21 protein-coding genes are annotated in these 26,673 nt (G+C 57.7%); 12 read left to right on the top strand and 9 right to left on the bottom strand.

Annotation, left to right across the window (positions count from 1 at the left end; genetic code table 11):
* Positions 1-39 precede the first annotated feature (39 nt).
* Complete coding sequence (locus I6F17_RS10130; protein WP_225125767.1) at positions 40-321, bottom strand: helix-turn-helix transcriptional regulator; 282 nt, start codon at positions 319-321, stop codon at positions 40-42.
* 425 nt (positions 322-746) lie between these two features.
* Positions 747-929, bottom strand: coding sequence for a hypothetical protein (locus I6F17_RS10125; protein WP_225125769.1), 183 nt, complete (start codon positions 927-929; stop codon positions 747-749).
* A gap of 1,078 nt (positions 930-2,007) precedes the next feature.
* On the opposite strand from I6F17_RS10125, the gene I6F17_RS10120 reads away from it, so the two are divergent.
* The 6 genes from I6F17_RS10120 (at position 2,008) to I6F17_RS10100 (ending at position 11,633) form a co-directional block, all read left to right on the top strand.
* Complete coding sequence (locus I6F17_RS10120; protein WP_225125771.1) at positions 2,008-3,150, top strand: TlpA disulfide reductase family protein; 1,143 nt, start codon at positions 2,008-2,010, stop codon at positions 3,148-3,150.
* Entirely contained in the window at positions 3,147-3,278 is a 132-nt protein-coding gene (locus I6F17_RS37725) for a hypothetical protein (RefSeq protein WP_276573249.1), read from the top strand. Before I6F17_RS10120 ends, I6F17_RS37725 begins: the two co-directional genes overlap by 4 nt.
* 463 nt (positions 3,279-3,741) lie before the next feature.
* Positions 3,742-5,532 (top strand): ABC transporter ATP-binding protein, encoded by a 1,791-nt coding sequence (locus I6F17_RS10115; protein ID WP_225125782.1) that lies wholly within the window; start codon positions 3,742-3,744, stop codon positions 5,530-5,532.
* A 977-nt stretch (positions 5,533-6,509) separates the two neighbouring features.
* Positions 6,510-8,012, top strand: coding sequence for an alkaline phosphatase family protein (locus I6F17_RS10110; RefSeq protein WP_225125784.1), 1,503 nt, complete (start codon positions 6,510-6,512; stop codon positions 8,010-8,012).
* Between the two features lie 817 nt (positions 8,013-8,829).
* Complete coding sequence (locus I6F17_RS10105) at positions 8,830-9,945, top strand: DUF4297 domain-containing protein (RefSeq protein WP_225125786.1); 1,116 nt, start codon at positions 8,830-8,832, stop codon at positions 9,943-9,945.
* Positions 9,942-11,633, top strand: a complete 1,692-nt coding sequence (locus tag I6F17_RS10100) for a hypothetical protein (protein ID WP_225125789.1) — start codon at positions 9,942-9,944, stop codon at positions 11,631-11,633. Before I6F17_RS10105 ends, I6F17_RS10100 begins: the two co-directional genes overlap by 4 nt.
* A 742-nt stretch (positions 11,634-12,375) precedes the next feature.
* On the opposite strand, the gene I6F17_RS10095 is transcribed toward I6F17_RS10100, so the two are convergent.
* The 6 genes from I6F17_RS10095 to aepX all read right to left on the bottom strand — a co-directional run bounded on the left by I6F17_RS10095 (position 12,376) and on the right by aepX (position 18,285).
* A complete protein-coding gene (locus I6F17_RS10095) occupies positions 12,376-12,576 on the bottom strand; it encodes a hypothetical protein (RefSeq protein WP_225125790.1) in 201 nt (66 codons plus the stop codon).
* Positions 12,577-12,579: 3 nt separating this feature from the next.
* Complete coding sequence (locus I6F17_RS10090) at positions 12,580-13,074, bottom strand: hypothetical protein (RefSeq protein WP_225125792.1); 495 nt, start codon at positions 13,072-13,074, stop codon at positions 12,580-12,582.
* A 1,212-nt stretch (positions 13,075-14,286) separates the two neighbouring features.
* Positions 14,287-15,396, bottom strand: coding sequence for a histidinol-phosphate transaminase (locus I6F17_RS10085; RefSeq protein ID WP_225125794.1), 1,110 nt, complete (start codon positions 15,394-15,396; stop codon positions 14,287-14,289).
* A gap of 238 nt (positions 15,397-15,634) precedes the next feature.
* The gene (locus tag I6F17_RS10080; protein WP_225125797.1) at positions 15,635-16,240 is read right to left on the bottom strand and encodes a CDP-alcohol phosphatidyltransferase family protein; all 606 of its coding nucleotides are present in this window, start codon (positions 16,238-16,240) and stop codon (positions 15,635-15,637) included.
* A 7-nt stretch (positions 16,241-16,247) separates the two neighbouring features.
* Complete coding sequence (locus tag I6F17_RS10075) at positions 16,248-17,051, bottom strand: phosphocholine cytidylyltransferase family protein (RefSeq protein WP_225125799.1); 804 nt, start codon at positions 17,049-17,051, stop codon at positions 16,248-16,250.
* A 361-nt stretch (positions 17,052-17,412) separates the two neighbouring features.
* Positions 17,413-18,285 (bottom strand): phosphoenolpyruvate mutase, encoded by an 873-nt coding sequence (aepX, locus tag I6F17_RS10070; protein ID WP_225126102.1) that lies wholly within the window; start codon positions 18,283-18,285, stop codon positions 17,413-17,415.
* Positions 18,286-18,882: 597 nt separating this feature from the next.
* Between aepX and I6F17_RS10065 the strand changes: the two genes are divergently transcribed.
* The 6 genes from I6F17_RS10065 to I6F17_RS10040 all read left to right on the top strand — a co-directional run bounded on the left by I6F17_RS10065 (position 18,883) and on the right by I6F17_RS10040 (position 25,084).
* Positions 18,883-19,095, top strand: coding sequence for a helix-turn-helix transcriptional regulator (locus tag I6F17_RS10065; RefSeq protein ID WP_225125801.1), 213 nt, complete (start codon positions 18,883-18,885; stop codon positions 19,093-19,095).
* Between the two features lie 2,023 nt (positions 19,096-21,118).
* Positions 21,119-21,376 carry a multiubiquitin domain-containing protein gene (locus tag I6F17_RS10060; protein WP_225125803.1) on the top strand — a complete coding sequence of 86 codons (258 nt, stop codon included), beginning with the start codon at positions 21,119-21,121 and terminating at the stop codon, positions 21,374-21,376.
* Positions 21,376-21,759 (top strand): E2/UBC family protein, encoded by a 384-nt coding sequence (locus I6F17_RS10055; RefSeq protein WP_225125805.1) that lies wholly within the window; start codon positions 21,376-21,378, stop codon positions 21,757-21,759. Before I6F17_RS10060 ends, I6F17_RS10055 begins: the two co-directional genes overlap by 1 nt.
* Complete coding sequence (locus tag I6F17_RS10050; RefSeq protein ID WP_225125807.1) at positions 21,756-23,096, top strand: ThiF family adenylyltransferase; 1,341 nt, start codon at positions 21,756-21,758, stop codon at positions 23,094-23,096. The genes I6F17_RS10055 and I6F17_RS10050 overlap by 4 nt, the downstream gene beginning before the upstream one ends.
* Complete coding sequence (locus tag I6F17_RS10045; protein ID WP_225125809.1) at positions 23,089-24,066, top strand: hypothetical protein; 978 nt, start codon at positions 23,089-23,091, stop codon at positions 24,064-24,066. The genes I6F17_RS10050 and I6F17_RS10045 overlap by 8 nt, the downstream gene beginning before the upstream one ends.
* A gap of 493 nt (positions 24,067-24,559) precedes the next feature.
* A complete protein-coding gene (locus tag I6F17_RS10040) occupies positions 24,560-25,084 on the top strand; it encodes a DUF6527 family protein (protein ID WP_225125811.1) in 525 nt (174 codons plus the stop codon).
* A gap of 471 nt (positions 25,085-25,555) precedes the next feature.
* Here the strand turns inward: I6F17_RS10040 and I6F17_RS10035 are convergent, their stop codons facing one another.
* Positions 25,556-26,389 (bottom strand): Crp/Fnr family transcriptional regulator, encoded by an 834-nt coding sequence (locus I6F17_RS10035; RefSeq protein WP_225125814.1) that lies wholly within the window; start codon positions 26,387-26,389, stop codon positions 25,556-25,558.
* Positions 26,390-26,673: the final 284 nt, after the last annotated feature.

Raw genomic sequence — 26,673 nt, 5'->3', positions numbered from 1 at the left:
CACAAGATCGGCGTCAATGGCTCGGTGCTGTCAGGGGGGCTAGGTCCTTTTGCGGCGTGCCGGCTTCGGCTTGCGACCTTTACGTAAGGTAGCGGGTGGCGGCGCCCCCTTGGATGGCCGAACAAACAGCTCGGAGACAGCAACGCCGAGCGTCCCGGCAAGCCGATCGAGAAGATCGACTGTCGGGTTCGCCTGTTGGCGCTCAAGTCCGCTCATATAGGAGCGATCAACACCTGCATCGTAGGCCAATTGCTCTTGCGGAATACCGCGCTCAACGCGGATCCGGCGCACATTGTATGCCACAAGCGCACGAGCTCTCATGCGCGAAGGCAGCCATTTCGATGGTCATCAAACCACTGGCTATAACCTACATAAAAACATCACAAAACTGGAGGTTTCGAAAATCGAACTGTTCCGATGCGTGTCACCGAATCGTTGTTTCCCGGCGCTACTGGGGCAGGCCGCACCAGCGCTTGGGTATGTCGATCGTCTATCAATTGTGGCGGCGAGGTTCTGCCGGCGCCGACCGGAGCTCGGTCGTTCCGCTGGCTCGGCAGCGTTCGATTCCGCTGCCCCATTTGCGCTAATAGCCTCGAGCCAAACGCAAAAGATGCTGACTGAGAGTGAGCCGATGGTCCTCCATTCAACGAAATGGAGTTGCAGCCACGATGAATGAGCCGGCACAAACCATCGAGATTGCAGCGACAGCAGTTCAGGCGAGGTTAGAGTTGGCCTTGGGCCCTGCATCAGCGCAGAAAGCGCGTTTCAGCTGCCTTAATCTCCTCCATTCTCTGCAGTCTGAAGATTTCCTCTACCGCTACAATATGCTTGTGGACGTTCTGGACGCCGCCATCAGCGATGATACGGCGGAAGCTGTCCTTCAAGGCTGTGCTTGAGGCCCGGATCCCGTAATTGCCATAAATCATCATCTGGACGTCCCGCAGCAAGGCTCGTAACCTTGGGAAATGTCTTGTCCTCGATGACAACGGCGCTGGCGCCGGCCCTTTCATACGCGCCAATCGCATGGATGACATTGATCGCATTGCATAGCCTATGTCGATGTCGGCCACATCGCATACTGCAGGGTTTTCCATCTGCTTATTTCGATACCTGTCATCCAGCTGTAACACGATGGGTCTTGAGGGTCCGCAGCTTGCCAAAGGGTTTCATGCCGGCAAGGAAGTGATGCGCGCCGCCAGCGGGTGGGTCCAGCCGGCCTCCTGGTCAGAAACCTGGAGGTGAACGCCTGTATAAGCCTTAGCTCCATCGCGCGATCGGCGGCATCTGTTTCGATACGAGGGAAACGGCTTTCGAAGTGGATGGGGGCGTCAGGGACTCCTGGTGTACTCGGCTGGACAGCAAACTAGTCGAAGTACCTGCTCTTGGTGCAGGAACCGCTTGGGGCGATGGCGAGCACTGACACTTTCAAAGCCTCCCTGATCCGTTCCCCGCGAATGGCTCCGTCGTCATCGACCAGAACACGTGTCCCGGTGACTCGTTCGAGTCCAATCGTCGCTCGCCTCTAATCCTGTCTGCTAGGGGAGGCATTACCAAGTTTCCGTTCGGCGGCTCACAACATCAAATCAGTTTTCTGGCGGCGCGAAGTGCGCAATTCGTGTTCAAACTCCGACAGTGGCACAAAGCCCGTCGGGTTCAAACACTGGTCGCCGTGAACTGCCGTTGAGATTAGGCCTTAATGCGCGCAGACGATGCTGGCACGGACGTTGCTACTAGGTGCAGCAGTTCTGAAAGTGCTGAGAACACCCAGATGCGAGTCGAGCGATGCTTTCCTTCCTTGAACCGATGTGGCCTGCTTGTGAGAGGACGAGCTTGTTCCTTGTAACTTTGTGTGTCGTCGCGCTTAGCGCTGCGACACCGACATTCGCTACGGCTCTCGCTCGGCAGCCCGTCTACACCAAGGCACCGCACCTCTCGGTCGCGGTCGCGATCGGAGATCAGCTAGCACAAAACGTCGCGCAGTCTCTGACAATAACTTTGGAGCGTAACATGGCGCTGGGCTTAGAATCCCCAGCTCCCCCGATCAAGGTGGAGAACTGGCTGCGTGGTCAGCCCCTCACGAGCTTCCAGCCCGGGAACGTGTACATCGTCGAATTTTGGGCAACTTGGTGCGCACCGTGTGTGGCGGCACTGTCCGATCTGGTACAGCTGCAAGAGAAATACAGAAATAGCGGAGTTGAGGTCGTCGGAATAGCAGCTGGTGAGCGCGCTCAAACAGCGGAAGAGGCGCGAAGCAAGTTGGACGCATGGTTGACCGAAAAGTTGCCGAATCTCAACTATCGGGTCGGGCTCGACTACACACGCGAAATGGACAAGCTTTGGATGGATTCCAGCTTTTCTGTTGGGATTCCCACCTCGTTCGTCGTCGACCGTGACGGCCACATCGCCTTTGTCGGTTCCCCGACGCAACTCGATGACGTTTTGCCGAAGATTCTGACCGGCAGCTGGCGCATCAGCGATGAAGCGAAAGCCGCCGATGCAGAGCGGATCGCCAAGGGCGAACGCACAATGCCGATCTTCGCCAAACTGACGCCGGCGATGAAGGCGCAGGATTGGGAGAAGGCGCTTTCGGTGGTCGAAGAAGCCGTCGCTGTCCTGCCGGATGACGTGAACTTCCGCGTGCTCCAGGCGGATCTGTTGCTTAATAAAATGCGCGACTTGCAGGCCGGCCTGCCGGTGATGCGGCAATTGGTTCGTGACGCGATCAACAAAAAATCCGCGATGTGGATGGCCGCGGCGCTGCGCCAACTCTTTGATCCGGCGAATGACAACTCTCATTTGCCGCAGGCCGAGCGCTTTGCGATGGGCGATGAGTTATCCGAACACATTCTGGCCGTAAATCCTCCGCAACGGGACGAGGTCCCTAAGTTCATGTCCTATCCGGCGGTCGCTCAGTACTATTACGAGAGGGGTGACAAGGATCGCGCGATCGAGTTGATCGAGGTGACGCTGAAGTCGCTGGACGGCCCAGCACCTGCCCCGGACGACCTGAAACAGCACGTTATTTCGGTATTGGTCCAAACGCTCGCCAACTACAAGGATGAGAAGGCCTGCTATGGGTCTGTTTGTGCGACTCCGCAACCCGGAGTTCGGCAAAGTACCAAAGCGCAAGCGCCGGAGGAGAGGAGATGAAAAAGGGTAACGATCTGAGCTGCTCACTGGTTAATTCGTCCATTTATCCGGTGGGCCATCTGCAATTAACGATCCGCGAGCACGGCGGTGGATCGTTTGTGGCACGTTGGAAGTTCGGATTGCCATGACCTCCATCCGGATTGACGCGGAGGTGATCTTCCAGGTGAAGTCGAAGTCGCGCCGCGATCCGATCACGCAAAGTCTCTCGCGGTCATATGCTGAAAACTTCCTTCATCAAAATGCACTTTGCCAGCCATGGCCGAGGCCGGAGCTAGCTGGACATCCCCGCGCTTCTGCAGACGGGCAAAGATGAGTGACGCCGATCCCGCCTACCTGGCTCACACAAGCTCGGGTCGCGCAAGGCTGGCCGATGTCTCAGATCGATGCTCTCAGCCCGAGGAGCTCGCAAAGCGTGAGGCGCTTCAGCTAAGCGCTTACGCGAAGAGTGGGTGAAATGGGTAGAAGAGTTCGGCCGCAGCCCCCAGACTCCGGGCATTTATCGCATCCCTCGGACGGCGCGCCAAGCATTGGGCAGATCGGGTCTGGATCGAGCGGTTTTTACACCGCGTGTGCCACAAACCCCTAGCGCCCATGACCAGTCAAGATGACAAACGACGCGCCGCAATCGGCTTGGTCCTCCCGTTTGCGTTAGAGCACTGGCTGAAGCAGCCAGTCCGTGCCACGATTATCCTCGTCGGCTTCTTAGGGGCGACGGTCGCCGACCTGTTCATGCCGGTCTATTCCGGCCGTCTGGTGGACGCATTGACCTCGGTCCCCTCCGACCAAGCGGCGCGACGTGCGGCACTGATTGCGTTCGCTGGTACCCTCGCGCTTGGTCTGCTCTCAATTATATTGCGGTTTGCGGGCTTGCAGGCGATCGTGCCGTTCACGCTGAAGACCATGTCAGATGTAGCCCGTGGGGCCTTCATGCGCGTGCAGCGCTTCTCAACCGACTGGCACGCTAACTCGTTCGCCGGCTCGACCGTGCGCAAGATCACACGCGGCATGTGGGCGCTCGACCTGCTTAATCATACGATTCTGATGGCATTGTTGCCGTCGCTCGCGGTGCTCGTGGGCTCGACGATCCTGCTCGGCCTGCATTGGCCCGAGCTCGGCGCCGTGATCGGCCTCGGCGCCGTGATCTATGTTGCCATCACGACGGCATTGACGATCGGCTACATCGCGCCGGCGGCGCGCGTCTCCAACGCCTGGGACAGCAAAGTCAGCGGCACGCTAGCGGACGCGCTCACTTGCAATACTGTGGTGAAATCTTTCGGTGCTGAGGCGCGTGAGGATGCGCGGCTTGACGGTGTCGTCAGACGCTGGCGGGCGCGGGTGCAGCGCACCTGGCTGCGGTCCAACGGCACGAGCGCGGTGCAGCTCGTGATGCTCTTGTGTTTTCGTGGTTCGGTGATCGGCGGCGCCATCCTGCTGTGGATAGCGGGGCGCGCCTCTCCGGGCGACGTCACCTATGTCTTGACAAGCTATTACATCATCCACGCCTATCTGCGTGACGTCGGGATGCACATCAACAATCTGCAGCGCTCGGTGAACGAGATGGAGGAACTCGTTACTATCTATGGCGAGCCGATCGGCATTGTCGATGCCCCCGACGCCAAGCCGATCGATATTCACGGTGGGAGGATTACGTTCGAGGACGTCACCTTCCTCTATGATGGCGATCGCGTGCCGCTCTACGACGGATTGTCGATCAACATCCGCGCCGGCGAGCGGGTCGGTCTGGTCGGGCGCTCCGGCTCCGGCAAGACCACGTTCGTCAAGCTGCTTCAGCGGCTCTACGACGTCTCCGGCGGCCGGATCCTGATCGACGGCCAGGACGTTGCGAAAGCCACGCAGCAGTCGCTGCGCAGCCAGATCGCGATCGTGGAGCAGGAGCCGATCCTGTTTCACCGCTCGCTGGCTGAAAACATCGCCTATGGCCGACCCGGCGCCAGCATGGCGGCGATCAAACAGGCGGCGAGGCTCGCCAATGCGCATGACTTCATCATACGATCGCCGAAGGGCTACGGCACACTGGTGGGTGAGCGCGGCGTAAATCTGTCCGGCGGCGAGCGGCAGCGCGTTGCGCTGGCGCGCGCGTTCCTAGCCGATGCGCCAGTGTTGATCCTCGACGAGGCGACGTCGAGCCTGGATTCGGAATCGGAAGCGCTGATCCAAGAGGCGATGGAACGGCTGATGAAGGACCGCACCTCGATCGTAATCGCGCACCGCCTATCGACGGTGCGCGGCCTCGACCGCATCCTGGTGTTCGATCGCGGCGAGATCGTCGAGCAGGGCACGCATCCGATCTATGCGGCGCTCCTCGTCCTGCGGTTCCGCCACTTGACAAGCCGCGCTCAGGTGATGCGCGCGCATTACTGATGCCAAACGGCGACCATAGGCCAGCATGCTTGCCAGTGCCGATGCGACGGGGTCGAACGCAAGACTGGCTGAAAATTGAACGTTGCGCTTCATGGTGCGACTGCAAAGATAGGTAAGAAGAGATAGCAACTAGCATCGCATTCTTAGATCATTTCATTTCAAAATAACGATAGGCAAAGTGGTTAGCTCGTTTGAGGGCGAGTAGAAACCATCAAGTGTCCTTTGACGACTTGCAGGCTTTCAAACTTGTCACTATTGGCAGAATGGCTCAACGCGTCCCTCCCTTCGAGAGCAAAGCCTGCAAATCGTGCAGCCCAGCAGCGCCTAACGGGCGTCGACGCGATCACCGTTAATCAGGCATCATCAATTTTCGACACGCCGACCGTGGTCTGCAAGCTCCACAGCTGCGGAACTCCTCCCAAGCACACGAGATGCATCGCTGGAATCAAGCCGCCACGCGAAACGACCCACATCAGCGGCGATTCCTGTCTCAATTGCGATGGCGACCAGATCAGGATCGGTTACGGCGGCGAGCAGGTTCGGTTGGACGCGGCATTTGCCAATCTTGCTTGCGAGGCCAAGGCTACCCTCCGCTTGTTCGATGTCCTGCCTAACGTCCCGCCGGGGCTCGGCGGCCCTCGGCGCCTGTGATGAATTCCGAGGCTTTGCGCTGCGCCCGGAGACATGCATCAGGCGACCATGCTCAGACCAAACTGCTGACACTGCAGCCGGTGTCCAATCCAACTCGGCCCAGACTACGGCTGAGGAGAGCTGCGGGCGCTCGCGAGCCGCTAATCCCGGCTCGGGACCGGTCGACAGGCTGGCCGGGCGTTGGTCAGCATAGCCGGGAGCTCCGTACCCGCATTGCGCCAGCGCTAGCAATCAGCATCGGCTCCAAGTCGATGGCGCTGCCGCGTCAGCCCAGTCCTGAGCGCTCCCGATCCGCTACCTCCCAGCTAGACGAAAGCTTTACGATCATGTTCGAACGACCGCACCGGAATCGGGTTCTCATCGTGCTGTTCGACGGGCTTCGCCCCGATCTCGTCAAGCCATCACTAACACCGAATCTGATCAGGCTTCAGCGCCGCGGTGCGGTGCTGGCCCGGCAGCGCACCGTCTATCCCAGCGAAACACGAATAGCGCTCACGAGCCTCGTCACTGGCGCGACGCCGGATCGCCACGGCATCGTTGGAAACTCATATCTCGACAAGCAGTCGCCGATTCCGCGCTCCGTCGACACGAGTGACGCGCGCATGATCGAGGATCTTGATGCCGCGAGCGGCGGCCATCTACTAGGTGTGCCGTCACTTGGCGAGATCTTGGCGGCGAACGGCAGGACCTTCGCCGTCCTGGCTTCCAACTCGGCGGGGGCAACGCGCCTGCTGAACCATAAGGCTCGAAAGTTCGGCCAAGTGACGCTCTCCGCTCACTTCCCTTGCATCGCGACCTCGGCCGAGATGCTCAGACAAGTGGAGACTCTGCTGGGGCCGACGCCGGCGCCCCCGTCCACGGGCACCCCAGATCTTGCCTCTCAAGCCTTTCTGACTTCAGCATTTCTAGACGTCATCTGGCCTCGGCTTCGGCCCGACGTCGCAATCCTCTCCTTCGGCGAGCCCGATATCTCCTCGCACGATTGTGGGACCGGCGCGCCAAAGACGCTTGAAGCAATCAGCTTTGTCGATCGGCAGTTTGGCCGCGTGCTCGATTGGTGGGAGGCTGAGGGCTTGTCCCAAGGCGTGCACCTGATCGCCGCCTCCGATCATGGACACGTGACCGTGCATGCGCGGGCCGATCTATTCGAGACGCTGGAGGCTGCGGGGCTGCGCTGCGGCCCGACACCGGCGGCCGGGATCGATGCCATTGTTATACCTGGGCAGGTCGGAGCAATTTACCTCACCGAGCCATCGGAAAACGTTATCCGCCGCGCGGTCGGGGCGATGATCGAAAGGCCCTGGTGTGGGCCGGTGTTCACCGCGGGCGGCGCGGTCGATGGCATTGCACCGGGCAGCTTTGCCCGCCATTTGGTGTTCGCCGACCACCCCCGATCGGCGGACATCCTGTTCTCGTTCCGGTCGGATGACAGACTCGATCCGTTTGGCCTTAGCGGCCGCACTTGGAGTGCGGATGGGCCTGTCGGCTTCGGAGTGCACGGCGGGCTGCATGCCAAGGAGATGTCGTCGGTCGGCATTTTGGCGGGGCCGCTGATCAAAGGCGGCTTCGCCTCACAACTGCCCTCGAGTATTTGCGATTTTGCGCCGACAGTGCTCGGTCTTCTGGGCCTCTCGCGGTCGGCAACGATGACCGGTCGCCCCCTCGCAGAGGTCTTTATCCGTAATAGAGAGGACCTGCCTGGTACGGTTGAGAAGATATACGAGACCAGCAGCGGCGCATACCGGCAGTATCTTCGTCGTGTGCAGGTCGGCGAGGCCGTTTATCTTGATTCTGCTGACGTCGTAGCTCGTCCCAGCAACCTCACATGAAATGAGCGTCGATCCGCAAAGCTCATGAAGGGGGATAGTCGCGTCGCGTATCTCGATCTGTGATCGATGGCGGAATTCGTCGAAAAATCTGAGGGAGCGCGAAATTTATGCGCCGACCCCAGGGTTACTGCATCAAATCAAACCCACATGTTTGCTATCCCGTGCGAATAAATACCATCCATCGGGAAGGGCCGATTTATGTCGAAAGTGTCACCATTTCATTCAAAGAAGCCCAATGCGCGAAACGTCTATCACGACAACGACAAGTGTACCGAGGGCAATAACATCGAACGGCAATATCTCGCCTCGGGCACCGGAGGGCGGCCGCGCTGCGAACATTGCGAGCGCCTAGCCTAGTTCACAGCTGGCGTGGCGGGTATCTTCGATGCCATTCGTCTCTTGAAGACCACGTACGGGGGGCTACGCTCAGAATGAGCGGCAGCCCACGAAGCCGCTTGCTCCGTCGGGGCGATGCTTCGCGGAGATGCGCGGCTAGGTGAGTTCGCTAGCTGATCATGAGGGAGTGCGAGGAAGATGCTGGGATTGAAATACAAAATGCTGGTACAAAACATTCGGCGTAGAGCGCAAATTCTCTAGCTTTATCAATGCTGCTGATGTCAGTTTGCGGTTCCTACCCAACTTGACCAATGATTTCAATCATTTAGTTCCACTCACGCTTTGTTCGCTCCGTTTGGGTGGCGAATTTAGGTGCCGCTAGGCTGGTCCGCCGTATGGTCAAAGGGTGTAGATCACAAACTGCGCGCGCTAGTTGTCTCTGCCAGATGACGAGCTAAAGTGATCGCGGGGGAAATCTTCTATGTCTTTCGCGGATAAGCTCGTGCAAACGCCACGACGGGAGAAGTCGGGCGAAACAGGATACGAGCGATACGATTATCAGGCGATCTGGGGACTCGTGCTGATCTTCGAGAGCCACAACGATCTCGAGGACTACGCGATCGCCTTCGAATTTCACGACGACATCGTGCGGCTGAACAGCAGTTCAACGCCTACCCGAGCTCGATTTTATCAAGTCAAGACGAAGGTCAAAGGCCATTGGACGCTTACCGACCTGAGCACCCGGAAGAAGTCAAAGGACGGAGCCTCTTTGCTCCCATCCTACATCGGCAAGATGCACGACAATTATGAGCTATTTCCGGACGAAACCGAAAGGCTGAACTTCGTTTCCAATCTACCCTGCGAATTTATGGACGCGTCGGCAACGATTTCCTGCTTTGCAGATTGCACTCCGGAAGCCTTTGCCAAGTTTCTGACGAAGCTGAAGCACGAGCGTCCAGCGGCAACGGCAGACACGGCGAAGCTTATGCATTTTGTCCGAGCTGACTTGAGCTTGCACGATGCTTCGGCGCACGTGAAAGGTCTGATGCAGGAATTTGTAACGCGCCAGCTTGGGGCGGTGACCTATAGTCCGGACACTCTGTACAAGGCGATCATCGAGGACTGTCGTACAAAGTCAAAATTTACCGGCTCCATCAATACGTTTGACGACTTGATCAAACACAAAGCGATCACCAAGAGCCATGTGAATGGTTGGCTATCGCAGATCGCGAACAACCAATCCGTACCGGCGTGGTCCGACTTCTCGAATGATCTTACCTACTCAGCTTTGGAGAAGGCACTCATTGCCAGAGAATGGCGGCTTTACAGAACTCTTGCTTTGGGCGCGGGTAATGAAGCAATCAACCGTGTTCGCTCACGTATCCGAACAGAATTGAAATGGCCGAGTAGCCTATCATTGGATTTAACGCCGTTGGCTGACCAAGTAATGGCTGCGATTTGGAGCTTTGCGAAAACGACGATCTCTGATCTGACGCCGAGCCGCGCTAGAGCGATGATCATCTACGAGGTGATGACTTATGACCCGTCAGGAGATGTACAAAAAATTGATTCGAAATCTCAGAACACGCAGCCATGAAAAACTTGCAATTAAAAAGGTTGCTTCTGCTATCCGCGCGCGAGAAGGCGGCGCAGCTAATGACGTTCGATCCGAGCAGGACGGTCGTACTAGGAGACAATGACACTGGAAAGTCCTGCCTGATCAAATCGATCTATGCCGCTTTTGGTGCCGACTCTGCAAAGGTCAATCAGACGTGGAAGGATGCCGCCGTCGATACTCTGGTCGAGTTCACCGTAGACGGCTCTCCGTATAAGTTGTTGCGCTCGGGGAGTACGTTTGGGCTTTTTGACGGAGATGGAGCAACCATCTGGGTCGGTAGCAACATCACTAGCGGGATCGGGCCACAACTTGCGAAGCTGCTAGATTTCGGCCTTACGTTGGCTGACCGAAAGGGCGAGCTGCAGGTGCCGCCTCCAGCGTATCTATTCCTCCCATTCTATGTCGACCAGGACGTCAGTTGGGTCGAGAACTGGAGTTCGTTCTCGAACCTCCAGATGTTCGCCGGATACCGGAAGGATGTAGCGAACTTTCATGCTGGCCTACGGCCAAACGAGTACTATGAAGCGAAGGCACTGAAGGCTTCGGCCGACAAAGCCAAAGAAGAGTTTAAAGTCGAGCGGCGCGCATTGGATCGTGCGAGCGCGCGACTACGAGCAAACCGCAAGCGACTTCATTTCGATCTCTCTCCTGATCAATTTGTTGCTCAGATTGATGCGCTGGTCGGTGAATGCCAGTCATTGCAGTCCGCACAAGACCAAGTGCAGCGCGCCCTCTCGGAGCTGAATTCGAGGAGAGCGATCCTTGTTGAGCAGAGTGTTATTGCCGAAAGTGCGCTAGCCGACCTCGATGCCGACTACGAGTTTCTACGCCGCGAAACCGAGGATGAGATCATTTGTCCCACGTGCGGGACCATCCACGCGAATGACTTTGCGAATAAATTTGGTTTGATCTCAGATGTCGACACGTGCCGCGCATTTATCGTTGAGATTCGCAAGGAGATAGAAGCTGTCGATGTTGAGATTGCTACGCAAAAGGAGCAGCTGGGGCACTTCTCAGACTCCATCGTGCGCATCAACAGCATTCTTGATGAGCAGAGGGGTGATCTGAAGCTGCGTGACCTCATAGAAGGCGAGAGTGAGAAACTGATGGATGGGGCTATCGCCTCTGAACAGAAGGAGATTGACTCGCAAATTGGAACTCAAGAGATCAAGTCCGACGAGGCAGCGCAAACTATGAAGTCGCTGGATGACAAGAAGCGTCAAGGTGAGATTAAGGGTTTCTATCTGCGACAAATGAACTCTTTTGTTCAGCAGCTTCACGTCCCGAATTTGGCGGAAGAGAGTTACAAGGCGATCGACTGTCACATACGCGAGACAGGCAGCGATTTGCCGCGCGGGCTTCTCGCCTACTACTATGCGTTCATCCACACGATGAAGAGATATTCCACCTCAGCGTTCTGTCCGATCGTGATTGACTCGCCCGTGCAGCAGGATCAAGACGCAGCAAATGCGAGGCGCATGATCGAATTCTGTCTCAGTCAAGTTCCTGAAGCCTCTCAATTGATCCTCAGTACAGTTAGCCTTCACGGCACGCAATACGATGGGTATGTTATACAGACGGACACGAAGAATAAGCTTCTCAAGACCAAATTGTACGACGAGGTGAACGATCTCATGCGTCCCTTCTACGCCAAGCTACTCCAATAAGGCCGGTTGCAGCATCTGCGTCCTAAATGTCTGTAGCTAGTAAAACGGGCGCGGTCTCGGGTCGACCTCGCGCCGAGGACAGATCTCGATGGCTTGGTCTAAAGGGTTTCTGCGATTATGGGTTGTTCTAAGCGTCGCATGGATGGACCTTAGCATTTTCAATGAAGGGGAAGTGCGAATTCAAGGGGCTTTGGCAGCCCAATGTCCAACTCCATGTCGAGTACAAGGGTGTTGTAAGCGAGGGTCTCGGCAGCTCGCGCAGACCGGAAGAGCTTCGACGCCAAATAATCGAGGGCGTAAACAGAGGCGCATTGCTCTTGCAGCGCACTGATCCCACGGACGCGAGGAAGCAGATTGACGGAGCAAATCAAACCGCGGACGAATTGCTCCAGGTGATAGCTGAAGAAAACGAAAAGAGGGCGGAGCGGACGCAAGCTGCTGTCATACTCCTATTAACGCCACCAATCCTTTTGCTCTCATCGGCGTCGCGATCGCCTGGATAGCGAGCGGCTTCAGAAAAAGCGCCTGAGAGAGGAAAACCCCGTTGTCTCTCCGGTGCCGGGGAAGCTTCGGAATGACGACGGGCCTGCCTGGCGCGTCAGCGAAGGTCAATTCTGCCCCCAGGCTCTGCGCCGTTTGTTCACGCGGACACCTGCGCAGTGGCCCGCTGCTGGCCCCGGACCGGATCAAAGGCAGGCCAGCACAATGCCCTCCCTGATACAGCTAACGGGAGGGAAGCTCGTCATGCGGCTATGTCGGTCGACGACGAGGCCGAGTATTGCCTCGGATCAGCTTTTGGACGTCGATCAATCGTCTGTCCCTGTTCTTCGGCCAATGAGATCAGGGCCTCTTTCTCCGTCTCCCATTCGTACAGCAGGTCTTTGATCTCTCGGAGCCGTTTGGCCTTCTGCTCTGCCGACAAGGCAAGTTTTGGCTTGGGCATTTGCTAGATGGCTTCGTCGATCCGCTTCGCCAGCTTCTCCGGATATAGAAACGCCATGATCGCACCTATGTCGGGCACCGGAACCGATGCCTTTTCGTCGTAGATTTCGAAGCTGATCGCGAACTCGTTAGGTGTCGCGGTGATGGGCGGTCGCGCCGTCCGTGCATGCCGCGAAATCCAGTCCCGGGCCTTCGCGCGAATTTCCTCGATGGGCAATCCGGCCTGCTGAACCTGAAGCTTCTCCGCAACGAGGTTGCCGATGTCCCGCCTGACTCTATGAACGGCATCGGCAAAGCTCTCGCCTGCTCTAGGCGGCACCTTGATCCGTTTTGCGTCCGACAACACCGCGTTGGCCGGAAGCATTTCGAGGTGTCTACGGACTGCTGCATTCACATTGCAGCATGATCGATGCCGATCGGTATGCTCCTCTCTCCTCTCGCGGAGCAGCGCGATCTCCTCACGGATAGCATCGCCCCTGCCTCCGTCCGGATTGTTCATGATGATCCTTTCGAGTTCGCCAATCCTGCGAACCGTGGGAGCTGGGCTGCTTTTGGTAGGTTCGATCCGTCAGCCATATGGCCCCTCCTGTTTAGGCCCACCGGGCGCGGAACGCGGTAGGCCGGGTGTCCTAACCTTTTCCAAGCGTTCTCTAGACGTCGGTTTCTCTGCTCGATCGCGTCATCCACCGAGGCAAGCGGCGCTTGCCTCTCCGTGGTTTCCTGAACCGGAGGACGCCAAGCATCCTCCATCTGGGCTTGATAGTGGCGTCCAATTGCTCTTGGGTCGGGGGTGCGTCACCTTCCGCGCCACGCAGACTGACGACAGAGGTGAAACTGTTGCGGCATCCATCAACCGCCTTCCCGACGACGAGCCTGTCGCCGTCTGCGACTACGCCGTCGAGACGGTGAACGCGCTCGCCGTTTCTTTCGTACAGAACGGAGTCATTGGTGGTAGTCCACGGATGTCCGCTGGAGTCCACTGAGGTATTTATTCTCCCCTTCTGATGCAACTGTTTGCCGATAGCCCGTTGCTTCGGTTCGCGGGGCGGCGGACGGCTTCCCGCGAAGCACTCCTCCTGCTGTCACCGGTGTCGACGATTGGGCCGTTCGACGCAGTCGTTGTTGCGGATAGGATTGTCTGCGATCGCGGAAATGGCGGTGGATCATAACGTTGCGAGAAGCGCAAGCCGTCGGATGACGCTGGCGCAGCCCCTTCTCTTGAGCACCCTGGAGAAACCGTTCTTCTCGCTGCAGCGGACTGGATGATGGCCGACAGTCAACCGACAAAAACAAAGGCAGAGGTCCCCGGACAAGCTCTCTAACGACTACAACGCACTCATTTCCAAGTTTCCCGGAAACACTCAGGAAGCGGCATCCGCAGGCTTCTCGGCTACCAGCGATGTCTTCGCAGGTTCAGCGACTGGCTCAGGGCCTCCAGAACATACCAGACTAGGTGGGCATGAAGATCAGCCGCCGTGCTGTACACAGTCGATCCGCGTCGGAGGATTGTGGTCGCCGACCGTGCGTCGAGCCGCGATGTGATTGCGCAGCGCCTTGACCTTCTTTGTTTCCGCTCGACCGACCAAATAGAAGATCAGCGTAGTGGAGTTTGCTTGGCCCGCTCCGCGCGGCCTGTGCCTTTCGCGCGGTGCGAAAGTCTGGGGGAGCTGTCCCGGCGAATTCGAAGGCTCGGTACCGGGGGGAGGTTGCGCTAATCAGAAATGACTTTCAGTGCTTCCACCAAAAGCCTATTGTCGTCTTCAGTGCGGCTTGCGATACGCAAGAATCGTTTGCCATTCTGAAGCGTCTTGCCGCCATTGTGCCTGATCAATATCCGTCTATCTTTCAAAAGTTTTGAGGCGATCACGTCCCCATCCGGAAAGTGGGGCGGAAGTTCGCAGAACACGAAGTTTGCATCTGGCTTCAGAACTCTCATTCCGTCGATGCTGCGCAGGTCTGCGTACAATTTGTCCCTGTCGCTGCCCACGCTTATCCAGCTCTGCTTCGCCGCGTGCGCCAGGTGAGGAAGCTTGCTTAGAAAAAACTCCGCAAACGTGTTGACATTCCACGCGGGCAGGGCAGCCCTAATTTCGTTCATCGTCTGCGCATTTGACGATGCCGCATACCCGAGCCGCAAACCGCATGTCCCGTAAATCTTTCCCAGGCTTTTGAGAACGATCACATTGGGAAATTCGAGCAAGTGGTTTTCCAAGCTCGCACTTCGTCCGACTTCACTAAACTCGATGAATGACTCATCGATCAATAGGAGTTGCTGTTGATCTCGAAGCGCGGAAGCGAGATATAGCAAATCCGCATAAGGAACGGCCCGCGAAGTTGGATTATTCGGCGATATCACCACCGCGCCGTCGACACGATTTGCATGCGCAAACGCCGCATAGCCGTGCACATCGAGTTCAAAATCTGGCGGTGGCAGGATGAAGCGCGACAGCCGCCCGGGCAAGGCGGTGGTTTCATAGGGATTGAAGGTTGGGACCGGGACCGCAATCCTCATACCCAGTCGACCAAGAAGGATGGGAATCAGTTCAGCCACGCCATTGCAAATGACAAGATTATGCGCCGGAATCTTCACCGCATCCGCAAGAAGCTGAAGCATCTGCACATTAGGAGAGGGATAGCAGGTGATAAGCCGCGGTAGAGCGTCCTTAAGTTCGTCAAGGAACGCTTGCGGCGGAAAATATGGATTCACCAGAAGGACGAAGTCCTTGATGTCATATTTCCAATAGCCGCCGGGGAATCGGTTGATTAGGTCGGAGACGTCATCCGACCTACGCGGTACGTCGATTTGTGCAGTGCTGTTCATGAGTGGACCAGTGAACCGTTTTAGGGCTGACGAAAATTCTAGAACGATCGCGTTCTCTCGACTAGCTCACGGCCAACAACCATCTGGCAGCGCCGACTCGCGTGAAAAGTTGCCCGGCAATATGACTGGTGCGCGCACATTGCGATTGGCGAGGCTACACGTCATCGCGCGACCTGCATGGTAGGGGAAGCCTGCAACACGCAGCAGCTCACTCGCTGGATCATACTTCCATCCGCAATCAAAGGGACCGACTAGCCAAAGCCACCGATGATGCGACTGCGAAGATACTTATTGCCGCATACATTATTGCACTGAGTGGTGGCACACGAACAGGCGCGACATGCGCCATAGCGAGCAGCAAGAAGCAAATGCTCACGACGTCAGCAAATGCTTCAGCAGGAATGAGAGGCTTGAGAAGAAATAAGAGCGCCAGGAACGGCACGTCGTAAGACAAGGGAACGCCTAAGAAGCAGCCATCGCACGACCGGCCAAAGTTCGCAAAGTAGCTAAGCCTTATTGCACCAGCGACCAGTAGCATGGTTGCGGTCGCAACGGCGAGCGCCGAGGCTTGGCTGACTTGTACCACAATTACCGCAGGCAGAACGGCTCCATAGACAATATCGGCAAACCCGTCGAGGCTCGCTCCCATCTTTGCAACATCTGGATCGCGACCCTTCGTGCGACCTGCCACAAACCCGTCGAGGTGGTCCGATAGAACAGCCCAAAGCGCTACTGCCACAGATAGCTCGAGGCGCTCAGAGAGAGCAAGAAATAGGCTGGTGGAGGAAAAGAGCAGACCTGTGATGGTTATGGCGTTCGCTGGATCCCAAAGGTATTTTAGCATTGGACTCTCACCTAGTCTGCAAATCACGTCTCGGCGTGTAGGCGTTCATTCGGTTCCTGAAAATCCGCTCGGCAATTTGCAGATCCTCAGCATTATCAATTTCGTACCAGTTGAGGCCATCGCATCGCGCCGCGGCGAGCTGTAAACCTCGTCTTTCTATCAGATAACCCAAAAGTTCTTCGGTGTAGGTCTGCCTAGCCCCGGCAGCGATGATATCGTCCAGCGTCGGAACGATCGTGGCCTTGAGTGTCGGCGCCGAGAGACGTAATAGGTTCATCGTCTTGAATAGCTTTGGGCCATCCGCAACAAGATTTGACGCCGTTTGCTTCATTCGAAAGCTTGAGATGAAGCCGTTCTGCGACAACAGAACGGCTGATCCTTCCATGGAATCATCGAAGGGAACGACTGCAGCCACATCAGTCCCCCGCCAGATAATCAAATATCGCAACGCATCCTCATCGAAAAAGACGTCGCCCTCGAGGAGAAAGCAGTCTCCGGAGAGAAGCGCGTCGCGCGCCAGCCACAAAGAATAGGCGCTTCCGGTGCGGTCAAAAACAGTCGACTCGACATATTTGATTCTGAGCCCGCCAAAGCGGCTGCCGCAGGCATACTGAATGGCGTCTTTGCGGTAACCCACGACGATCGTCACCTCTTCCACGCCGACAATTTTCAGGTTGCGCAGAGCGTTGTGAAGAATCGAGGTGCCATTGACCTCAATGAGCGGCTTCGGCCTCAGATCTGTCAGGGGACGCAGGCGAGAGCCGCAGCCAGCGGCGAGAATGACGGCGTTCTTGGGAGCATTGGTCACCATTCAGTTCCTTTTCGTCGCTCCGCTAAGGTGAAACACCGACGAGTGTCTTCGGCCGCAACGGATGCTTGCTGAAGCGAAATCAAGCCGGCCGGAGCCTTGAAGATCAACTCCAAGGGTGAAGGCAGACAAATGGTCCTCGTCGGTCCTTTTCCAAAGAGGAGGGAGGCCATGGATCCGGTACCTCGAGCTGCTGCCCAGATGAAAAAATGCGAATTTCGGCCGAGTAGGCGTGCTACGCCATCTAAGGACATCTCGGTGCAACGAAAGCCATTTGAGATTGAAGTATCGCACCTGGCCAGCTAGCAGGAAGTCCAGGACGGTGAGATCTCGGCAACGAATATGCTCCTGTGTCGACGAAACCTTATTTGCGCAATTCAGCGTCGGGCCGCAGATATATTGCTTCCGCACGGGCGAGTTCGTCGTACTTCAAAAGTTCGAAGACTTCGTCGAGAGTAGCGATATTCGGATCAACGCTCGCGGTGTTTTCCTCAACGATGATGCGACGGCAGACTTGCCGCATTGCCGCTATTGCCGCTCGCATGGAGTGGTTGGCCCAGATCACGGTGGCGATGCGGGCTTCACGGTATACAGAGATCGGCGTTCGGTAGTATTTCGTCGGAACGATCACGACGGGCAATCTGTTCTGCCAAGCGCGCGCGAATGAAAGGATTTCGTCCGCAGTGCTCCTTCGCGAATGAATGAGGATCGCATCGGCTCCCGCGTCGGCGTAGGCGTGAGCGCGCAAAAGTGCTTCGTCCATCTCATACCCAGCGATCAGCGCCTCGATCCTTGCAACCAGAACCAAGTCGTCTGCGACCGTATCCTTCACTGCCCGGAGGCGGCCCGAGAATTCGTCGATATCGGCGAGCGGGTGCCGATCCCCAACAAACGAGTTCATCTTCGGAAAACAGCTGTCCTCCAGTGCGACGCCGGCAGCGCCGCGCTGGAGGAGCTTGCGCGCCAGCAGTCGAGCATTGTTGAAATTCCCGAAGCCGCCGTCGCCGTCAACCAGGACAGGAAGTTGGCTCGAATCTACGATCCGCTCAACAGCGTCGACAAGCTGGCTCCACGATGCTTCGTTCGCGTCGCGGTAACCTAGAGAACAGGCAATCGACAGACCGGACGCCCAGAGCCCCTTGAATCCTGAGCGCTGGGCGATTGTAGCGGATAGGCCGTCATGCGCCTCCATCAGAAACGAGAGCTCGCCATGCGAGCAGACCTGCGCACGAAGCATTTCGACAGGCGACGGCCGAGTGCATTGATGACCTGCGTTGGGCCGAGCGGATTGTGGTTGATACTTCATACAGAAGTCCTTTTGGCCGGCCGTCGATTGGTGCAAACCGCACTGCTCATACCCTTTTGCGGTGATGCCGATCAATGACCAGCGTTGGTAGGTGATTGGGACGTAAAAGCTTGCATGATCGCCATACGATGGGCGCCGAACGCGGGGCCGGTTGTGATGGGTGGATCCAAGCCGACACGTTAGAAAGGAAAGCTTTGGTGCAAATGAAGGATCTCGGCTCGCAAGCCGGGTGCTAGCGCCCTTCACAGAGCATTCACCCCTTGCGGGAGGAAGCCTGGCCAAAAGGTGATATCCAGTTCACACAGATGTTGAGCAAATATCGACTGCTACGGTTGTCGTAGTTACTGCTGTTGCGTTTTCGACATATGTCGCAATCCCGTCGATAGGGCTGCAGTTGGGTGGCAGTCTCCGCAGAAGTGAACCGGCAATCTCCCAAGATCTTGTCCTGCCGCGAGAGTTTGAGGTGCCACGGACTGGTATGGCATTTGCTGATCTCGTTCCACGTCCTCTCTGTTCCAGGAGAAATTCATGGCGGATGTGCAAGGGGTTGTTCTGTCGTCACGGGAAAGACAGTGCTTGCGATGGGTCGAGGAAGGGAAGTCGTCCTGGGCCATCGGAGTCATCCTGAAAGTGAGCGAGAACACCGTCAACTTTCATGTCAAAAATGCAATGCGAAAGCTGGAAACGACCACCCGTATCCAATGCGTCGTCAAGGCGCGGCGTCTGCGTCTTATTGAGTAACGGCCGCCATTCCGTTGCCGCTGATGCAGATCTAGCGAACTGTAAGGGCCGACTGTGGGTTGCTCCGGCGGAATGGGAAGCGAACTACGCGACCGCAGCTGTATAGCCATAATACAGGCGCTGTCACTATGAATAGGGCGTGCTTTATTTGGTCGCCGATCGTCACTGCGGAGCGCCGCGGACCACTAAGGCGAGGTGAGATCATCGACGCATAACGCTCTTGAAAGCTTGACGGCCGGTCGGACCCCAGTGACAACGTTGTGATCAATTGCGAGAATTGGTCGGTGACATCAATAGAACGCATCGCTGCGGATGAGATGGCGTTACACCCTGCGAACGCGTTCCACCTCAAGATCTTGGCAGCTCTCCTCTCGTGTCGTCGCACGGACCGACTCAGGACGGCTCATGTTCAGGTGCATAATTATGTAACGCTGGCTCATCGTGCGGTGGCAATGATTGGCCGATGACGCCCCCATCGACTGTTCCATCTGGAACAGTTTCACTACGTAAGCATAGCGCCAAAGAACTCGTCGGTTCATCTGCATCGGACTATTGGCTGGGCGGCTCAACCTGGAAGGAATAGCTGAAACGGAAACGAAGTTTTCCTCATCAGTTCTGACAAGAGAAGAGGGGTTCCGCGACGATGCGCTGTCGGAGCGCGCCACGTCGAAACGTACCGTGTGTGTGTTTGTGGGGTCTTACTGTTGATTTTTGGACCCGACGATGCGGTCGATGCTTAAGGTCTTTAACGCGTCCTCATCACTCCGGCTGTCTGCAGGTCTTCATTGATTTCGGAAGGGAACATGTTCATCTTCGGCGCATAGTTGATTCAGACGACAACGCTGTCGCGAGATGGAGAGTGGTCGCCCCCGAGGATACGTGGGCAAGCATCTGTCCTTTGGATCACGAAAGCTGCTGCTATGCCAAGCGGGGTGACGGTACGCTCGGTCCTGACCCACCTCCGTCACTCGCGTCCTTCACAGTGCCGCCTTCCGGCATCCTCGTCAGCGCAAACCGGGGCGGCAGACGAACGATGATCGTGTCGCGCTGCGCTCCCTCGCCCAGTGTTCAGTGACTTTCCGCAACACCCGCGGCTTGTTATCGCGCTCGATCGGGAGATAAATGCCGCAGCACATGAATCGTTGTGTGAAGCCACAACTCTGCTCGATTAAGGCGATGCACTCGTTGAATCTGCGGCCGTGCGCGCCGTCCGCCGGACAGAAGCTTACCCGTATTTCGGAGGTAAGCATTGGGCTGGCCGGCGGTCGAGCGGTGCGTCCCGTTCACGGTCTCTGACGATCGAAATCACCGGCCGGCTGCAAACGATGGGTGGTCCGGCGCCGCGCACGCCGAGGTTCGCAACCAATGAGATGGTCATGTGGAGTGTCGTTCCAGAGCAGGAGCTGGCCGTCCGTTTTTACGCATGGAGAACGATCACGCTCTCCATGTCGCTGATCCGGTCCCGCGCGGCCCGTGTCCAATTGCGCGCCACACCCGCAATCCTGGGGTAGTCGAAAAGTCGCCTTCTGGAGGCTCGTAAGGTCAGTCCTATGTCTGGCGAAGGCCATTCGACGCTTGGACGCGGCTACCGCTTCACAAGTTTGGGCTTGCAGCCAAGGCCGCCTCTCCCGACGCGGATGCACCGGGTGCTTTCGAAATGGCGAAAGCGAACGTTCTAGCCGCAGCGCATTTTGGAGGTGAGCCCGGGCCGGTTTCTTCCGCTTCAGTGCAAGCCACTTGGACAGCGTGACCTTGGATTGTCGGGAACCCATCGCGGCGTCCGATTCGCGCCCGCCATGAGAACTGACGCCGGCCGACGCCGCAAGAGCGCGGATCCTGAGCCCTTCAGCCTCTCTCGGGCGCCGTTCGGCGTCGATCAGTCGCATTTCGAAGGAAATCACCGATCCTGTTCGTATAACAACGGCCTGACACGCGGGCCGGGAGCTCGCATCGTGTGATTTGCGGGAACTCGCCTATTCGGCCGGGAAGCCGCGCCTGGGTGCGAGACAATAGAGGCGAACAGATGGGTGACAAGCAGAACGGACACCAAGAGACGTACTTCTTCTTTGTCGGCGGCAAGAAGTACGAGACCGACCAGCCGGCACTGACAGGGCTGCAAATTAAGGCGCGCGTTGCCGAGTGGGATTCCTCTCATGATCTCATTCTCGAAGGGCACGGAAACGATCCCGATCGCGTTATCGGAGATGACGAACGGGTCTCGTTAGACAAGAACAAGGGGCCGCTTCGCTTCTCGTCGGCCCCGAAGGCGAACTTCGGCTGATGGGCGGCGCCGCTGAAGTCCAGATCGACGATTTGCGTCGACGCTGGCCGGATGTGCGTACGCAAGATCTGCCGAGCGGCGCAATCCTGGTGACGATCGGTTCGATCTCGCTGCCGCCCGGCTGGAGCAGGGCTGCGACTTCGATCCGTTTTCTGGTTCCGACCGGCTACCCCTTTGCCGCACCTGATTGCTTCTGGGCGGACAACGATCTGACGCTCGAGGGTGGACGCATGCCGTGCAATGCCGGCAACAACAACATTATCCCGGAGACCGCGGAGCCTGGACTCTGGTTCTCTTGGCATGTCCAAGCATGGAATCCCAACCGCGACACGCTCTCAAGCTGGATGAACACCATCGCCGATCGCCTGAGGCGACTGCAATGAGCGGACTGCGTTTCGTCTGGCCGACGTATCGCAGGGCCTCGGCCGACCTGCTGGCCTCAGCGCCACTCGAGAGCTGCGGGGTAGCCTATTCGGTGCACGATCCGCACACCGACACATGGTTGGTGGACGATGTAGAGAGCGTCGCCGATTCGGCTTACGAGCATCGCGATGAGGTGTCGGCAACGCTTCGACCTGCATTCATCGTCGAAGTCGCCAACCGTGCCCGCGCGCTGGGACGAAGCGTCGTGCTGGTGCATACCCATCCGTTCGAACAGAGCCATCCGCGATTCTCCGCAGTCGACGATGCGGGCGAAGTCGCATTGGCTGGCTATCTGCGTCGTCGCGCGCCTCAAGGCGAACACCTGGCGCTCGTATTGAGTGAGGCGGGCTGCCGAGCCCGGCGGATCGGCACGGCCCAGGAGGTGCCGGTCTGGCAGGTCGGCGAGCGACTGGTCCTCCTGTCGTCTGACAAATCCACCGAAGGCAGCGATGTGCGATATGATCGGCAGGTGCGCGCCTTCGGTGCCGATGGTCAGCGGGTAATCTCGTCACTGAAGGTGGGTGTCGTCGGGGTCGGTGGTACAGGGTCAGTGCTGCTCCAACAGCTTACTCGTCTTGGCGTTCGCGATTTCGTGCTGATCGATCCTGACGTGGTCGAAACCACGAACCTCAACCGCTTGGCCGGAGCCGGTCCCAGTGACGTGGGCACGAGCAAGATCGCTGTCGCGGAAAGGGAGATACTCGCGTGCTCGTCGACCTCGCGGGTGCGGGGACTGAGAGCCGATGTAGTCGATGCGAACATCGCCGCGGAGCTTGTCGGCCTCGACTTCGTCTTCCTCTGCACTGATTCCCATGCGAGCAGGGCAGTGGTCTGCCACGTCGCCTACCAATACCTGGTGCCCACAATCGATATGGGCACGAGCATTACCGTCCGGGAGGGTGCAGTCACCCACATCAGCGGGCGTGTGCAGATGTTGGCTCCTGAGTTGCCGTGTCTGACATGTACAGGCGCGCTAGACGGAAATCAGATCCGACGCGAGATGATGAGCCCGGAACGCCGCGCGTCCGATCCCTATCTGGTTGGGGACTACGAGCCTCAACCGGCCGTCATGTCAATCAACACGACGATGGCGTCGCTGGCCGCCACCATGTTCATGGCTGCCGTGACCTCGATGCCCGGCCAGGCTCGTTTCCAGCTTTACGAGGGTGTCAGAGGCGCGGTGCGACCGACGCAGGCGAGAAGAGTCGACGATTGCGTCGTCTGTTCGCGTCGCGGCGCTCTCGCCAAAGGGCCCTCGTGGCCTCTTCCGGTACGGCCGAGGGCGAACAATGGCTAAGGCGCGACCCGAAGTGCTGTGGTTCGGTACGCCACCGCCGCCCGAAACCGAGCGGGAGTTCGTGCAACGGAACCTGCACCTGCTGTGCTGCGCCTCGGCGGATGGCGTGGATACCTCAAAAGCCTGCGCCGCCGTGTTTCAGTTCGGCTCCGACATGCCGGAAGACGTAGTGAGGGCCGCCGACGCGCATGTGAGAACCCTAATCGACAGCGGTTTGCGCGTAGATCTTATTGCGGACGACGACGAGACCATGGGGCGCGTGCAGGCGTCGGCGAAATCAGTCCTGAATGTTGCAGGGGTCGCGGTCCGCACCGATATGCCAGCGTATTCCTTAGCGGAGAAAATCGCAAGGCACGACGCCGGTCAGAGGCCGCGCGCAGACCTCAAGATCGAAGTCGCGGGCGACCGCGAACCCTTGCGCGAGGCCGACGAGATACTCTTTAAGCGTGCATTCGCGCACTGCAGTCGGATCGTGCTTGAGGAGCTCACGGGAGGGCTGTCGCAAGCTCGCGTCTTCGCCGTTCACATGACCGTTCATACGTCCAATGCTGGAGCATGGCCGCAGCCTGATTTCGCCAAACTGGATCGACGCGACAAGATCGACCAAGAATACCGGAACTACCGCGAATACGCGGATAAATATATTCCTTTCGGCCTGAGACCGAATATTCACGATCCGGTATTCGGCGCGGAACGCGGTCTGTTGGTCGGAAGTTTCGTCGACCGATCCGAATCCTTATGGAATTTGGCGCGCCGAAATCTGGCGGCTCGGGCCGTGACGTCGCTGATCGAAGAGACTCTTGGCGGCTGGCGTGATCAAGCATACGGCAAGGATCCGGACGAGGGCTCAGTCGTCCTAGCTATGATCGATGCCGAAATACTGCGTCCTTGCAAGCTGAAGTCGTGCTATGTTGAAGATGCTTTTCGCTTTGGTATCAAGGCGAAACCGGAGATCATTCTTATCAGTTAGGCAAACTGCGCCAGCGCTACCGCAGTGCGCCGGCGCATGGCGATCTCCATGGGGAAAACGTGCGCGTGCGCAACGACCATGCGATTGTGATTGACCTTGCATCCGTTGTCCGCTCCGCTCCCCTGACGGCGGATCTGGCGGCGTTGGAGACCTGGCTTGCCTTTCAAATGCCACCGGAGTGCGACCCTTTGGTATATGAAGATGCCATTTGGGCGGCTGAGATTGATCGTCTTTACGCTCCGACATCGTTCTTGCATCCCCCCGGGCCCTGTGATCCGACCAGCAAGTTTTGCTGGATGTCCAGGGTGGTGCGACAGCTCAGGCGGATGGGAATCGCAGTCCAATCGTGTTCCACTGAATATCAAGCTGCGGTCGCCGTTCAACTCCTCAGGCGCTGTCAATGGGATGACGGTCCTGCTGCCGACCGCTTCAGGCGTACGAAAGGATACGCCATCGCGGCCCAATTGGCGCGCGAGCTGGCGGCGAGGGAGACATGAGCATGGTTGTGAGGAAGGTGAACCTGCTCGGTTTTGCAGAATACCGCGATGAGGGAGAAAAGATGCTTGCCGCTCCCGGCGATGCGGTGGTCATCCAGCGAGGCGCACTGCGCTCGGTCCTGATGCGCTGTCCGGATGGATGCGGTGAAACGCTCGTCGTCAATCTCGATCCACGCGTAGGAAAGTCTTGGAGTCTGGATATGCGGATCAATGAACCAACCCTCTATCCGTCGGTTTGGCGAGACGGAGGATGCGGTAGTCATTTTATCATCTGGCGTGGCCAGCTCCTGTGGTGTGACCGCTTTGAAGAAGGTAACGTCGAGCCGAACTTCGACCTCGTCGCGCTCGAGCGGCGCGTTCTGACGTCGCTGCGAAGACGCGAACTGCGTAGCGCCGAGGAGATCGCTGCTGACCTCGACGAGATTACATGGGAAGTTTCAAGAGCAGGACAGATGCTCGTGCGACGCAAACTGGCTATTTGTGGATCTGGTAGACAGAAGGATTGGTTCGCGCTGGCGTAGCTAGAACCAGAATTCCGAGCCTGAGATTACTTGCCGAGCCTACCTTGACTGCCTGCCCTCTTCAAAGGGGACGTCATGCATGCGCCGCCCACTCCCATTAACGAAAGCGGGCTGGGGCGGTGCTGACGCAGTGGAAAATGTGATGATCAATATACAAGATGCGACAGCCCTCGGGTGGTCGGCAGCGGCCGAACTCGTTGGGGCTAAGGCAGCAGGATCTTGCTTTGATCCCCAACGTTAGCGCGCTTCTTATAGCAAATATTGATAGCTAAGAGGACCAGCCGGTTGGTAGTTAGACTGCTCACGTGCTCGGCAAATCGCCTCTAGGTAACCCGATGATCGGTTACCCACCACCAGCTACACGCCGCAAGGGATCGATTGATTCGTGATGGTGTGGTCTTTCTCGGGGCGAATTGCCTCAACTTCGCGTCGCAAGAACCCAGAGGACGCAGAAACGCCAGTCGCGAGTTGCTAGCGCGCCTGTTCTTCGCCGAGAGTGCGGACTGATGAGGACGCATAGGCAGCTGAGACGAGCTTGTAGCAACAGCATGCTTTCTCTTCGAGCGATTTGTGTTCATCGATCTGCAAGACGCCCCGCATCTTGCGAATCAGCCCTTGCTCCTCAAAGCGGATCAAGGTTTCGGTCACACCCGCGCGGCGCAGCCCCAGCACCGAGGAAAGGTAATCGTGGGTCACTGGCAGCACGCGGTCATCAACAGCTTCACTAGCGAGGCAAAGCCAGCTCGCGAGGCGCTGTTCACGATGGTGCCGAACCCCGCACAACCCTGTCTGGACGCACTGAAATGTCAGCGCTTGCACGTACTCAAAAAGATGGTCTCTGATCTCCGGATGCACCTTCATGATCCGACGAAGATCCTCGACGCGAGTTCTATACGCGCTTCCGGGGAAGACGACGACAGATTGGTTGCTCGAAAGATGTGCTCCCCACAAGAAAGACGTGCCGACGACGCCCCGATAGCCTATGACTGCCGTTTCAAGCATACTGCCCGCGGTAACAACTCTAAGCGAGACGAGGCCGCTCTCTACAAAGTAGACGTGCTCGACCGGCCTTTTTGGCTCTTGCAGAACCATCCGTTCTTTCAAGGCGACCGGCTTGAGGCACTCCCCTATGGCCGCAAGCTGTTGGATAGGAAGACGGGCCAGGATTGCGTTCTTCACAAGGGGCCGTTTCGCACGACGCACCGGAAGAGAACGCAGAGGCTTCGGTGGTGTGCCAGGCTGCTGCTTGAGAGCTCTATCTTGAGAGCAGTCGATCACTTCGAAAGAGGGCAGGCGATCGGTCATGGTCCCTCTCCTGATAGAGGCTTTTGCTAGCCGCGCCTGACCGCAACGAGAACGTGATTCCGACTATAGCAAACATCTTCATTTGATTGATGCAACGAGTAACTCATCGGCGCCCAAATTCCGCGTTCACGGGCCTGTCTTCGACGAATTTCAGCCAAGCGAATGGACGCGTTCGCGCCGGCTCGGAGGCAAGGCGCCACATTCTTGCTTTTGCACCTTATCGCTAGCGATACGATAATTGCGCCAACGAGATTGCGATGAGACCGGGCTCTACATGTGTCTTT

This window comes from Bradyrhizobium sp. NBAIM18 (genome assembly GCF_020193825.1).
Classification (GTDB): Bacteria; Pseudomonadota; Alphaproteobacteria; order Rhizobiales; family Xanthobacteraceae; genus Bradyrhizobium; species Bradyrhizobium yuanmingense.
The sequence above is the reverse complement of the archived record's forward strand: the minus strand, read 5'-3'. Positions and strand labels throughout refer to the sequence as shown.

Coding starts and splice junctions, on each gene's coding strand:
- I6F17_RS10130 (WP_225125767.1), bottom strand. CDS start 321: ATGAGAGCTCGTGCGCTTGTGGCATACAATGTGCGCCGGATCCGCGTT.
- I6F17_RS10125 (WP_225125769.1), bottom strand. CDS start 929: ATGATGATTTATGGCAATTACGGGATCCGGGCCTCAAGCACAGCCTTG.
- I6F17_RS10120 (WP_225125771.1), top strand. CDS start 2,008: ATGGCGCTGGGCTTAGAATCCCCAGCTCCCCCGATCAAGGTGGAGAAC.
- I6F17_RS37725 (WP_276573249.1), top strand. CDS start 3,147: ATGAAAAAGGGTAACGATCTGAGCTGCTCACTGGTTAATTCGTCCATT.
- I6F17_RS10115 (WP_225125782.1), top strand. CDS start 3,742: ATGACCAGTCAAGATGACAAACGACGCGCCGCAATCGGCTTGGTCCTC.
- I6F17_RS10110 (WP_225125784.1), top strand. CDS start 6,510: ATGTTCGAACGACCGCACCGGAATCGGGTTCTCATCGTGCTGTTCGAC.
- I6F17_RS10105 (WP_225125786.1), top strand. CDS start 8,830: ATGTCTTTCGCGGATAAGCTCGTGCAAACGCCACGACGGGAGAAGTCG.
- I6F17_RS10100 (WP_225125789.1), top strand. CDS start 9,942: ATGAAAAACTTGCAATTAAAAAGGTTGCTTCTGCTATCCGCGCGCGAG.
- I6F17_RS10095 (WP_225125790.1), bottom strand. CDS start 12,576: ATGCCCAAGCCAAAACTTGCCTTGTCGGCAGAGCAGAAGGCCAAACGG.
- I6F17_RS10090 (WP_225125792.1), bottom strand. CDS start 13,074: ATGAACAATCCGGACGGAGGCAGGGGCGATGCTATCCGTGAGGAGATC.
- I6F17_RS10085 (WP_225125794.1), bottom strand. CDS start 15,396: ATGAACAGCACTGCACAAATCGACGTACCGCGTAGGTCGGATGACGTC.
- I6F17_RS10080 (WP_225125797.1), bottom strand. CDS start 16,240: ATGCTAAAATACCTTTGGGATCCAGCGAACGCCATAACCATCACAGGT.
- I6F17_RS10075 (WP_225125799.1), bottom strand. CDS start 17,051: ATGGTGACCAATGCTCCCAAGAACGCCGTCATTCTCGCCGCTGGCTGC.
- aepX (WP_225126102.1), bottom strand. CDS start 18,285: ATGCTTCGTGCGCAGGTCTGCTCGCATGGCGAGCTCTCGTTTCTGATG.
- I6F17_RS10065 (WP_225125801.1), top strand. CDS start 18,883: ATGGCGGATGTGCAAGGGGTTGTTCTGTCGTCACGGGAAAGACAGTGC.
- I6F17_RS10060 (WP_225125803.1), top strand. CDS start 21,119: ATGGGTGACAAGCAGAACGGACACCAAGAGACGTACTTCTTCTTTGTC.
- I6F17_RS10055 (WP_225125805.1), top strand. CDS start 21,376: ATGGGCGGCGCCGCTGAAGTCCAGATCGACGATTTGCGTCGACGCTGG.
- I6F17_RS10050 (WP_225125807.1), top strand. CDS start 21,756: ATGAGCGGACTGCGTTTCGTCTGGCCGACGTATCGCAGGGCCTCGGCC.
- I6F17_RS10045 (WP_225125809.1), top strand. CDS start 23,089: ATGGCTAAGGCGCGACCCGAAGTGCTGTGGTTCGGTACGCCACCGCCG.
- I6F17_RS10040 (WP_225125811.1), top strand. CDS start 24,560: ATGAGCATGGTTGTGAGGAAGGTGAACCTGCTCGGTTTTGCAGAATAC.
- I6F17_RS10035 (WP_225125814.1), bottom strand. CDS start 26,389: ATGACCGATCGCCTGCCCTCTTTCGAAGTGATCGACTGCTCTCAAGAT.